Consider the following 12,038-nt stretch of genomic DNA (forward strand, 5'->3'; position numbering starts at 1 on the left):
GTATTTACTTTTAAATATTTCCATTCTGGTTCCCTGTAATAATAACAATTCTAAAAATATAGCTATGAAAACATCTGATTATACAACAACACTACTGGTTGATCAAACTCCAGCTGAAGTATTTAATGCGATTAATAATGTGCCATTGTGGTGGTCTGAAGATTTTAAGGGGCATGCTCAAGCGGTTAACGATGAATTTGAGGTCCGGTTTGGCGATGTACATTACTCTAAGCAGAAATTGGTAGAGTTGGTGCCCGGTAAAAAAATAGTTTGGCTGGTTACAGCAAGTCATCTAAGCTTTCTTAAGAACAAAACTGAATGGACGGGTACCAGGATAATTTTTGATATTTCTAAAGTGGGTAATAAGACACAAATACGCTTTACCCATCAGGGACTAACCCCGGAGGTTGAATGTTATAAAGACTGCATACAAGGCTGGGGGCAATATTTGCAAAATAGTTTAATGCCTTTAATTACAACGGGGAAAGGCAATCCGAATGTACTGGATAAAGAAATTGAAAAGAAAGCTGCCATGGATTCAAAAGATTATAACACCTCTTTTATAGTGAGTAATAGTGCTAAAGAAGTATTTGATGCGGTTACAAACATTCGTGGTTGGTGGTCTGAAGAAATTGAAGGCGATACAGAGCATCCCGATGCTGAGTTTAAGTATCATTATAAAGACGTTCATTCTTGTACCATGAAAATGGCAGAACTCATTCCCAACAAGAAGGTAGTGTGGCTGGTTACCGACAATCATTTTAATTTTACGGTTGATAAGACTGAATGGATCGGTACAAAAATTATATTTGAAATCACGGAGAAGGACAATAAAACACAACTGCACTTTACGCACTTAGGTTTGGTTCCGGAATATGAATGTTTTGAAATTTGCAGGAATGCCTGGACTGATTATATCAATACCAGCCTGCAAAACCTGATTACTACAGGGAAAGGAAAGCCTAATCCGAAAAGTTGATCGTTCATATCATGCATTCTATTCATTCAACTTTGTTACAATTATAAATGAAGGTGTAAATAATTGGCAGAGTTTTCGTGATAAATTTCATTATTCACTATTAAACATTAATAGAATGCATTTATCTCGAAAAACAATTGTACTGACCATGTTGATGTGCTGGGCGACAAGCGCACTATTAGCGCAACAAAGAGACAAAAATTCCGACTGCCGTTATACTAAAACATCCTCAGGTTATTTGATGGTGCTTCGGGAATCTGATGATGTAATTGCCGCCATTGAAAATCTGGCTAAGATGGAACAGCTTCCTTCCGGAAACTTTACTGGTATCGGCTTTGCCAAAGCGGTTACTTTTGGATTTTACGATTTTAAATCAAAAGAATTTGATCCTAAAACATTCAGCAAGGTTGAAATGGGTAATCTTACTGGTTCCATTGCATGGAGCGATGGAAAACCATCTATACACATACACGGGGTGGCGACGGATGATAAGTTTAAAGCTTATGGCGGTCACATTCTTTCATTGGTGGTAGGAACGGGATCTATGGAAGTTTATATTACACTTAATCAGGAAAAGCTGGAGCGAAAAATAGAGCAGCCATTAAATGCCAATGTGCTGCAGCTGCCATGTTTAAAATAAAACTGCAGGAGCTATTAAAAAAATATGCAGTAATTTAACGCCTAACACAATATTTAGCCTGAGTTAGCGTCTATATAGGTGAGAGCGTTAATTTAGATTTAGCGGGAATGGTCGGAGATCATTCCCGCTTCTTATTTTATCAGATCCCTGATGTCGCTTCAAGTTCCTGAATTAGAAAGTATTAGTAATTATTTGACTTGTTGTCCTGAACAACTAAACTAATTTACTCGCGACCCATTCAAAGCGCATTTAATACTTTTACGAATGTAACCCGAAATGATTACATTAGGGATATAAGTAACTATACTCTAAATGATCCTTAAAAAGCACTTTCTATTTCTTCTATTGATGATAACTGGTTTTGCAATCAGCTATGCACAAAAAAAAACAACCCATAAACCCAGGGCAAAGTCAATCCATGATGCTGCAGTTAACCACAAACAGATCTATAATTCATCTTGTATCCCGATGAGTGTAGAGCTGGTTTTAAAATACAACAAAAAGGTGCTTCCGGATTATTACAAACTCCAGAATAACTGGAAAGAAAAGACCGATGGAACTTTCAATAACTTTGATGGTAAAACTATTGAAGGTATTCAATTTAAACATCAATTCAATTTAAAAAGGGGCGATAGCTTTCCATTTAACCAGTTATTTAAAACTATTGATGCTGAGTTGACTGCTGGAAGAAAGGTAATTATTTCACTTCCCTCCGGCTATAATTTCTGGCACATGTATGTAATAGATGGGAAAGCTGACTCAGGTGATTACATTGCCTATTCCCGATATTTCAACGACAATAACTTAATAACGATGCAGAATATAAAAAAGTTGATTTTTGAAGTTAAAGGAACGGATATTTTGACTTACAGGATATTGAATTAATCGGTTTATGCTTTAGATTTGAGCATCCTAAAAATAGAAAAACACTTTAAAAATTGCCATTCTGGGGTTCAACCTATATTCATTATTTACAAAAGACGTATTATTAATAGAGTAAGTAGTCAGGCTTCTGCTATTCATAATATTGGTTACACTAAGTTCCAGGTCTGCTTTCCAATTCGGAATTTTTAACCTGAAATTAGCATCAATAAAATAGATATTGATATTAGACAGGCGCTCTTGAGTTATGTGTATGGATTGACCTTCCACATTGATAAAAAAGTTGTCTGCAGGGGCGTATTTAACACTTATAGACTGCCTGTAATTATAATTCTTTTGGCTCTGATATGAGCCACCTGCACCGGCCAGGCGGAAGTTATTGCTGATGTACCTGATATTCGATCTATGCTCTACACCAATCTTCTTAAACAATTGAAAATCGATATTTGCAGATAGTTCATAGTTATTGTAACGAACTGAATAAATGTCATTGTTAATCAATTCTTTCAATTGAATGTGGCTCCAACCCGGCTTTAAGGTGAGCGTTGTACCTATGGGGAAGATATACTTGCTTAAAGTGGTATTTATGCCGTAAGATTTGATCTGGTTATGATATGACAAATTTGATTGTTGTAGTATATTATTATCTGATACTATAGTTGAAGTAAGTACATTTCTGTTTACGATAGAATAACTGGCTGCTATGTTTGCAAAGAACATTTCTATAGGTCTCTTTATGTTGTAATCCATGTTCAAAGCGTGGCTGCGTTGTTCTGCCAGGCCATTGTTTTCATTGTTGCGAAATGTTCTGTAATTGGTGAACACATATCCCCTGTATAAAGTGGTGATATCATCAATAAAGTAGTCGGAATTGTATTTAAGTATCAGGCGATCCTGGGAATTAACCCGATAGCTAAACCTCACGTTCGGGTTGAGCAGTAAATAATTCTTTGATTTTTTCATTTGAAAGGAAGTATCCCGATAGCTGATGTTGAGCGATTTTACAGGTAGAGATAACGAGGCCTCTATCCTATTTTCGGTGTATTCAAAAAATCCTGTTCCGGTAATTGAATGATCCTGCCATTTGAGAGAATTGTCATTTGACCCCTGTTGGTAGTCTTTGTAACTACCCTCTAAAATATCAATATCTGATTTAAGATTTTGGTAATTGCTCTGCAGTGTTAAGCCATAAGATTGGTTAATTTTACCCTTATTTATTCGGTAGTTTCCCGAAATATGGTTTGAAAAAACGGAGATACTTGATTGTTGATGCAGCTGCTGGTAGGGATTCCCCCCGTTTATAATATCCTCATGAATGCCCGGACTAAGTTCAAGTTGCTGAGGAGCATGATTGGCAGTAAATTTCCAATTTATATATAAGGTATTGTTATTTTTCAGGACTGGAATGTAACTTAGGTTATTCGAAAAGATTAGCGATCTATCCTTTAGGTGTTGCGCAAAGGCATTCTCATTGTCGAAGATACTCGAACTCGTTCTGTTCTCATTATATCGGAACCTAAACTCATCCTGAAAATAATAATCTGCCTTATTCTTTTCCGCAGATACAGTCAGGCTATTTAAATTTGAAGTTTTATAGCCAGATTGGTTTTCTAAAAAACGAACCGTTCCATTCTGGGTATAAATATCATTAAGACTGTTAAATGCAATCTGGTTTTTATCGCGCAAGATACTGAGGTTGGTCTTTAACTGTAAACTATCCTTAAACTTAAAGAAGTTGTTTGCATTGAGCATCCCGGAATTATTATCGTAATATCTTTTTTTAGAAACATATGGCGTTGAGACCGTGCTTGAGCTAACCAGCATTTTCGAATTTTCGACAGCGGGCCCCGATAGCAGATCGAGTACATCAATTGAAAGATCATCTCCAATGTTGTTACCCTTTGCTACATTAAGCATCTTGTAGTTTTTATTCAGTAAGATCGCATTTACCTCCGGATCGTATTTCTTTGGCAGTCCGAACCCAGCTTTTGCATTTCCTACCAGCTTTAGTCTGGCATCATCTTTTATTTCCAGGTTGAGCGCAACCTTATCCGTGCTGTTTTTGTTCTTTAATGCCTTTACATGTTCATGGTTATCATAGATTTGAACATTGTCTACCATGCCATGAGGAATGGTTTTTGTACCAATGCCGTACTTGCCGCCCAGGATATCGTCTCCATCAATATAAAAATTTGAAATGGGCTTATTGTTAAATTTAACCTCCCCATTTTCACCAATCTCAATTCCAGGGATCCGTTTCAGCACATCTCCTATGCTCCGGTCTTCCTTTTTTGCAAACCCTTCCACATGATAACTTATGGTATCTTTATTTTGAGTAACCTTTGGCCTGCTTTTAATTACGACTTCATCCAAAAGTGCAGCCGATTCTTCTAATACAACATCATAACGAAATACATTGTCCAGCACTGGTATTTGTTTACGCTTATAACTAAGATGGTTAACTTCTAATACAAGATTGCTTAAAGCTTGTTCTGTCTTTGTTGTAATAGAGAACTTTCCGGTGTTATCTGTAGTGGCATAGCCCAGTGCCAGGCTAGCATCTTTAAGCTTTAAGGTTATTGTTGCGTTACTTACGGCAATTCCACTGGTTGACTTTACGGATCCATTAAAATTGTAGACCTGAGCATTTAAAACACCCGGTACAGAGAGTATGGCTATAATTATTAAATGATAAACCCGTAAAAGTCTGCTCACTTCTTCAATATTTCTATAGGATTGTTTATGACTTTGGCTTTATAGTTTTCCTTTTTATGTTTTCCTGAACTGAAACCAGTTACGTACATATTGGTAAGCATAACTTGTCCCGTGGGGCTTGCCGCCTGGGCAGCTTTAAATGCTGCATCCGGATTCTTTTTCAGTGCATCATACAGTTTATTGAATTTGGCCTCATTGGTCTTAATGGCTTTTTTAGGATAATTAATCAGCCCGACTGTATCCTTTACGGTTTCAAACCCTGCATACGACCAGCTGACTTCTTTTTTTTCATCTTCAGCCTCCAGGATCAGACCAGGCAATCCATGTAGTTTCCATGGACCAAAAGACTGAGGAATCTCTAAGGTAAACCAGGCTATGTAGGTACGCCCTTTCCATAGTCCTTTCGCCTTTTGGCAATTATACCCGCCTATTATCTTTTGTTCATTTAACAGTTCCCAGTTGATTACCGGGTAATCCTGATCTATAATATAATAGGTATCATAGATATTATTGAGCAATACATATTCTTTATCCTTGATGTTATTTAAATATTCATAAGATGATGCATCCTTGTCAATCTTAGGAACTCCAAAAACGACCATACCTTGCTCATTTTTTTTTGGATGGTAGATCATATCATTAATCGAATTTCTAACATTTTGGACGGTGAGACTTTTCTGAATACTTACATCCTGTGACATCAGTACAAAAACATCTTCTACATAAGGATTATCGGGTTGGCTGGTGTCATCAACATGCTTAAACTCATACTGTATTTTAGATATGGCTTTGATATTGTCCTGAGCATTCAATAACTGGCTGAACAGGACCATTGTGATAAGGATGATATATCGTTTCATGTTCTATAGATTACGATTTAAAAACTTGACAAAGACTTCCTGCTTACCTAAATCACCATAGTTGGAATTTGTTGCAGATACCAAATCGCCTTGCTTGTTTACAAACAGAACGATTGGCGTATATACATTTGGTATTTTTTTCAGAACCGGGAACAGCTGATTTTCTGTATCTATAAAAACAGGAACATCTATGCCGTTGGCCGTGATAAAATCCTTCATATACTTTTCATTGCCTCCACTGATCACAACATAAACTTTCAGTGAATCATAAAGGTGCTGCGTACTGTTCCAAAAAGGTACATCTTTATAACAATCATAGCAATCGCCCTGACCGATTAGCACAAATAGATGGTTTTGGCCCAGGTTATTCTTTATTTGAAGTTTAACAGATTTACCGGCTTCTGTTTTCTTGAAAGAAAGTATTGCTCCTAACGGAATTGACTTTGGTAATAAATTTTTAATCTCACTTGCCGGCAACGAAGGCTTTGCTATCTCTGCTTTTGCGATTAAAGGTGTTGCTTTTGATTCCCTAATTGCATATATGGCATAACTTATAACAATAGAGAGAATTAAAATAGCCAGATATTTAAAATATTCTTGTCTTTTCATTTGATTAAAATTTAGAGGGCTATCTGGTATTCTTTTAGTGTGATTTTACCAGATTTATCTGAAGCACTTTTTTGAACTTCATTATTAAGCGTAGTCATTTTATTCTTTTCTACCCCCAATATCAGATCATCCATTTCAATCCCTGGAAAAATGACATCTCCATTTGTATTAAAAATATCTAATACATACTTTGACGTTTTAGGAACCGAATTTTCATATTGAATAAAGATATAATCCTTATAAATGTTTATGTTCCTAATAAAGGCATAAGATTTATCCTCTAAGTAGGCTATGATTTCTGTTGGTGTCAAATCATCCAGCTTTTTACTGTCCAACAGTGTTTCCAACGTTGGCGAGTTCAATTCAATCTTTCTCAGGTACTCGCCATTTATGTTGTAGACATCTATATTTTTATAAATTATGTTTATGTGATATACATTTTCTGCACTATCCAGGCAGCTTCTCCAGGTGGCAATATTTGCTCTTGGAGGACTTGCAAATGCTAGCAGTTGCTGATAGGTATCGTTAAACTTTTTGAACAATACAACTTCCTTGTCATCCCGCTGAGTACCATGGGCCAGAATATTTAATTTATCTGCTTTATCCCTGATTAAAAAAAACTTATCAGTCTGACCCAAGATCTTGATTATTGATTCTTTTTTATAGTTCAGGTCCAAGACTTGAATCTGATGGTTTCCTTGATCATTCACATAGATTTTTTCCCTATAAAAACCAATTTGGGAGGGAAGTCTGAGTGCGAGTTCATCATTTTTATTGATCACATCTGTTAGATTACCTTTTAAATCACATACATATATCCTATTGGTGGAGTACGAAGGAATATAAATTTTATCTTTTACCTTAAGAGGGTCTTGTACCCCACTTAGTTTTAGTTCTTCAGTTTCCTTAATTACAATTTCATCTTTTATTTGGAAAGCTTTTTCAAATGCTATTTTTTGGGGAGCTTTTTTTTGACATGAGATCATTAAAAGGATTATAACACATATAACTGTAGCTTTTTTTATCATAATTTATGCTTTAAAAAAACATACCTAATGCCGATCTACTATATAGCCGACATTAGGTATAGCTTTAATTGGTTAGAAATTCAATTAATTAAGCTCAGGTGTTTTTGGAGGTGTAGGTGGATCGAAAGCCCCGCAAGGAGAACAACTCATACCATCTGTTGCTACAAGACAACAGATGCCAATTCCTGATGTAGTTGTACAAACCGTTGGCGAACATCTTGCTGCTTCCGCTTCTACTTTAGCACTTGTTGGCGCGATAAACGCCACACTAAGAAATCCTACGGATAACATTAGTGCCATGGATTTAATTAAATTTTTCATGCTTGGGTTTTGTTTAGATTAATTAATAAACAAATATTCCCATATTGAATATAACTGCAAATTTTTTTATACAATCGCACCGAAAGTTTGTACGAAATACCGCTTACATGGGATAACTTGTATTTCCCGGTACTTATAAAGCGCATATTTATTTGCTAATGGCATAAAAGCGAACGAATTTCTTTATAAACCGCATCTAATTAGAATACAAGCCTTATTTTATCTAAAAATTCTTATATTTTTCTTCACTACGCTCTCCATTCACCTGCAATTCCTTCACCATATGAAAAATCATGAGGATTTAATCGTGTTGCTATTGTAATCTGATCAATTATTCACACAAATATGGTAACATTGCGAGATCAAACGCCGAAAAACAAGCTCTATTCGTCTTAGACAGCTTTGCCGTAATTATGCCGTAGACAAGCCGCAAACAAAAAATTGTACCTTCACATACCTTTACAGCAACAAATAAAAAGAAAATGAAGAATACAGAACTTGCACAAAGAATCAAAGAGTTTCGTAGCCGTAAAGGGTTAAGTCAGGAACAACTGGCAGATATTGCACAGATTAATTTAAGAACCGTCCAAAGAATTGAAGGCGGAGAAGTAGAACCAAGAGGCGATACTTTAAAAAGAATTGCCAATGCGTTTAACATCACTCCTGATGAACTGATCGACTGGGCAGAGCAGGAAGATACCGGTCTGCTGGCATTTCTCAATTTGTCGGCCTTGAGCTTTATTGCTTTTCCATTGCTTGGAATTATTATTCCCCTTGCAATTTGGATGTTAAAGAAAGACCGGGTTAGAAGTTTAAATGAAATTGGCAAACGCTTGTTAAACTTCCAGATCTCCTGGTGCCTCCTTCTGTTTACCGGTTATATCTTATTCTTTGTCATGGCATTTGGAAATTTTAGAATTCCACTTCCAGACATTTCTAGCTTCGGTATAGGCAAAATGGAAATATTGATCTTGTTGGTACCCTTGTTATATCTTATCAATATCATCATGATCATTATTAACACAATTAGAAGTTACCACGGTAAAAAGGTTGTCTACCTGCCAGCGTTCCGCTTTTTAAAATAATTTGGTAAAACTTTTTAAAAATTAACACAGTATGTAATGTTTTCGGAAGTTTGACCACTAATGGTTCAAATCCAATTATGATGATCAAATTATTTCCTTTTAACTCCATTAAAAAAGCAACCCTTACCATCTTCTTCTGCCTGTTATCTGGTTTTGCATTTCCCCAGGCAGAAAGTGCCATTAGCAAGCAATCATTTTCAAATTTTAAGAAGTATTACAACGCGTCAAAGTTTGACAGTATTTATGGTATGTTCTCTTCACAGGCCAAAACCAGTTTGCCATTTGAAAAAACCAATGCCTTCTTGCACTCTCTAAAAAGCAAATACGGGAATATAGAAAGCTATAACTTTACCGCATACGATAATGCTTTTTCAGTTTATAGAACGGAGTTTGAGAAAGGTCAATTACTTATAAATATCGCTGTAGATGAAAATAATCAGATTAATGGCCTATTTGTAAAGCCCTATCTTCCAGAAACATCAACTGTATCGAAAAGAAATACCACTGCGATGCACCTCCCTTTTAAGGGAGAATGGACTGTGTTTTGGGGCGGCGATACCAAAGAACTTAATCAGCATGCCGGCGTTGAGTTTCAGAAAAACGCTTTTGATATCATCATGACCAATAGCGCAAATAAATCTTTCAAATCTAATGGTAAAACCAATGAAGACTATTATGCTTTTGGACAACAAATCCTCTCCCCTTGTGACGGAGAAATAGTTGTAGCCGTTGATGGCATAAAAGACAACATTCCTGGTGTTGCAAACCCTTTGTATATTCCTGGAAATTCGATTCTTTTGAAAACTAAAAACAATGAATTTGTTTTCCTGGCGCACTTTAAGCAAAACTCAATACAGGTTAAGCAGGGCGACTTGGTTAAACAGGGACAGGTTTTAGGTTTGTGCGGTAATTCTGGAAATTCATCAGAACCACATTTGCACTTTCACCTGCAGAACGTTGATGATTTGCTTCAGGCTACTGGCATCAAATGCTATTTTGAAAAAATTGATGTGAATGGAACTACCAAAATGAATTATTCACCCATTAAAGGCGATCGGATAATTGAAGCTAAGCAGCGATGAAAAAAGAACATGAGCAAAAGCATGACCAGGTTCTTGAAGCTGAATTCTTGTCTTTAATTAGAACGCATAACGGAATGATCCATAAGGTTTGCCGCATGTATCGCGATGGCATCGAAGATCGTGAAGACTTGTTCCAGGAAATCACGTTTCAACTTTGGAAGTCCTTTTCCTCTTTTAAAGGTGACTCGAAAGTAAGTACCTGGCTTTACCGGGTGGCCCTGAATACAGCAATATCTTCCTTTCGCAAAAAAAAGCCCTTGATCAGCTTTACCGGGGTATTGCCTGATTTAGCAGAAGAACAGCCTAACGAAGAATATGAATTACGTCAGGAACTGCTATTCAAAGCACTAAAACAGCTGAACGACAGCGAAAAAGCACTAATCACACTCTACCTTGAAGATTTGAGCTATCTGCAGATTGCCGAAATCATTGGTATCACAGAAAACAATGTCGGTGTTAAAATCAATAGAATTAAAAGTAAAATCCAAACAGCATTAAATAAATAACGATGGAACTAGACGACCTTAAATCTACCTGGAATACTGCAGAACCACTTGCAAAAACAAACAGCGAGATCGTGATCATGATGAAAGAAAACAAGCACCCTGTTTTAAAAGGAATTAAAAGACAAATGATTATAGAGGTAACCTTTTGGATTGCTTTTCTCGCTTGCTATTATACTATGTTTGATGGCGCTTCCAGACCCGTTCATATCAATGTTGTATTGGCTGTTTCTGTTTTAATACCCATCCTTCATAATTTATATGGATATCATATGGCTAAACATCTGGTGGTTGGAGAAAGCCTAACGGCTTCTTTAAAAAAATATATTCATCGCATTAAAAAGTATGCCGCAAGCACTATCCTTTCCAGAATTGTATTTGTAACTGGTCTGATGGTATTTTTCAGTTATACTATACAATTCAATATGGCCAGGTATTATTCGCTGGCCGCCATTATTCTAATTTGCATTGTTCAGTTGTTCCTTTTATATAAGATCTGGGAAAAACGAATAAAAAATCTCAATAATATATTGGATATGTTATCAACTTAATAGCCCTTTATTATATCTAAAAGCAGGGCAAGGCTATGTTACCTTGTTAAGGCTTCAAAATGCTATCATTTAAAAATAGCTGAAATGCAGGTTTATACACATCACCAAGTTGAAGGTCTTTTCCATTTTTCAATTTAATATTATGCCCTTCCACTTTCTTTATTGCATTTTTAGCAATAATAAAAGATTTATTGATTCGTATAAAACTGCTGTTTAAAGCGGCTTCGACATGGTTTAATCCCATATGGGTCATATACCTCTCTTTTTCATTTGAGGTATAAATGATGACATAGTTTTTTGCTGCCTCGACATATACAATATCTTCAAAATCAATATAATTGTAGGTGTTCTTATGATCGGCCTTAATGAAGCATAAATGTTTTTCTTTTTTTTGCGGTAATATAATAGTTTCCTTATCCTTTATCAGATCAGCGATGGTTAACGCAAATTTTGAAAAGGAAATCGGCTTAAGCAGGTAATGGCTTGCATTCAGATCAAATGCAGTAATGGCGTGGCTTGAATGACTGGTTGTGAAGATTAGAAACCTGGTCTTACTTCTTAAATGCTGAGCCAGTTCTAAACCCGATATATCAGGCATTTCGATATCAATAAATATGAAGTCGATCTGATCTTCCGTCCTAATGGAACTTAAAGCTTCTGTTGGATTAGTGAAAGTTTTGAGCAGATCCAGATCAGGTATTTGGTTGATATAATTTACCAGTGCATCAATAGCATACTGCTCATCGTCAATTATTACGCATTTGAACCCCATAACAGCTAGTT

Annotated in this window: 13 protein-coding genes; 7 read left to right on the forward strand and 6 right to left on the reverse strand. The window is 36.1% G+C overall.

Going from position 1 to position 12,038, the window contains the following annotated elements; translation table 11 throughout:
* Positions 1-64: 64 nt before the first annotated feature.
* The 3 genes from ATK78_RS22965 (at position 65) to ATK78_RS04255 (ending at position 2,504) form a co-directional block, all read left to right on the forward strand.
* Entirely contained in the window at positions 65-979 is a 915-nt protein-coding gene (locus ATK78_RS22965; protein WP_133574795.1) for an SRPBCC family protein, read from the forward strand.
* Between the two features lie 115 nt (positions 980-1,094).
* Complete coding sequence (locus ATK78_RS04250; RefSeq protein WP_133574796.1) at positions 1,095-1,619, forward strand: PPC domain-containing DNA-binding protein; 525 nt, start codon at positions 1,095-1,097, stop codon at positions 1,617-1,619.
* Positions 1,620-1,931: 312 nt separating this feature from the next.
* Positions 1,932-2,504, forward strand: a complete 573-nt coding sequence (locus tag ATK78_RS04255; protein ID WP_133574797.1) for a hypothetical protein — start codon at positions 1,932-1,934, stop codon at positions 2,502-2,504.
* A gap of 27 nt (positions 2,505-2,531) precedes the next feature.
* Here ATK78_RS04255 and ATK78_RS04260 read toward each other — a convergent pair whose 3' ends face one another.
* From ATK78_RS04260 to ATK78_RS04280, 5 genes are all read right to left on the reverse strand, one after another.
* Positions 2,532-5,216 carry a TonB-dependent receptor gene (locus ATK78_RS04260; protein ID WP_133574798.1) on the reverse strand — a complete coding sequence of 895 codons (2,685 nt, stop codon included), beginning with the start codon at positions 5,214-5,216 and terminating at the stop codon, positions 2,532-2,534.
* Complete coding sequence (locus tag ATK78_RS04265) at positions 5,213-6,076, reverse strand: GLPGLI family protein (protein ID WP_133574799.1); 864 nt, start codon at positions 6,074-6,076, stop codon at positions 5,213-5,215. Before ATK78_RS04265 ends, ATK78_RS04260 begins: the two co-directional genes overlap by 4 nt.
* 3 nt (positions 6,077-6,079) lie before the next feature.
* Entirely contained in the window at positions 6,080-6,685 is a 606-nt protein-coding gene (locus ATK78_RS04270; RefSeq protein WP_133574800.1) for a thioredoxin domain-containing protein, read from the reverse strand.
* A gap of 11 nt (positions 6,686-6,696) precedes the next feature.
* The gene (locus tag ATK78_RS04275) at positions 6,697-7,713 is read right to left on the reverse strand and encodes an NHL repeat-containing protein (protein WP_133574801.1); all 1,017 of its coding nucleotides are present in this window, start codon (positions 7,711-7,713) and stop codon (positions 6,697-6,699) included.
* 84 nt (positions 7,714-7,797) lie between these two features.
* On the reverse strand, positions 7,798-8,013 hold the full coding sequence (locus tag ATK78_RS04280) for a hypothetical protein (protein ID WP_133574802.1): 216 nt from the start codon (positions 8,011-8,013) through the stop codon (positions 7,798-7,800).
* 503 nt (positions 8,014-8,516) lie between these two features.
* Here ATK78_RS04280 and ATK78_RS04285 point away from each other — a divergent pair.
* The 4 genes from ATK78_RS04285 (at position 8,517) to ATK78_RS04300 (ending at position 11,255) form a co-directional block, all read left to right on the forward strand.
* Complete coding sequence (locus ATK78_RS04285) at positions 8,517-9,119, forward strand: helix-turn-helix domain-containing protein (RefSeq protein ID WP_133574803.1); 603 nt, start codon at positions 8,517-8,519, stop codon at positions 9,117-9,119.
* 77 nt (positions 9,120-9,196) lie between these two features.
* A complete protein-coding gene (locus ATK78_RS04290) occupies positions 9,197-10,201 on the forward strand; it encodes a DUF3887 domain-containing protein (RefSeq protein ID WP_243732432.1) in 1,005 nt (334 codons plus the stop codon).
* A complete protein-coding gene (locus tag ATK78_RS04295; protein ID WP_133574804.1) occupies positions 10,198-10,707 on the forward strand; it encodes an RNA polymerase sigma factor in 510 nt (169 codons plus the stop codon). Before ATK78_RS04290 ends, ATK78_RS04295 begins: the two co-directional genes overlap by 4 nt.
* A 2-nt stretch (positions 10,708-10,709) precedes the next feature.
* Positions 10,710-11,255, forward strand: coding sequence for a hypothetical protein (locus ATK78_RS04300; RefSeq protein ID WP_133574805.1), 546 nt, complete (start codon positions 10,710-10,712; stop codon positions 11,253-11,255).
* 46 nt (positions 11,256-11,301) lie between these two features.
* Here ATK78_RS04300 and ATK78_RS04305 read toward each other — a convergent pair whose 3' ends face one another.
* A complete protein-coding gene (locus ATK78_RS04305) occupies positions 11,302-12,027 on the reverse strand; it encodes a LytR/AlgR family response regulator transcription factor (protein ID WP_133574806.1) in 726 nt (241 codons plus the stop codon).
* Positions 12,028-12,038: the final 11 nt, after the last annotated feature.

This window comes from Pedobacter metabolipauper (genome assembly GCF_004362715.1).
GTDB lineage: Bacteria > Bacteroidota > Bacteroidia > Sphingobacteriales > Sphingobacteriaceae > Pedobacter > Pedobacter metabolipauper.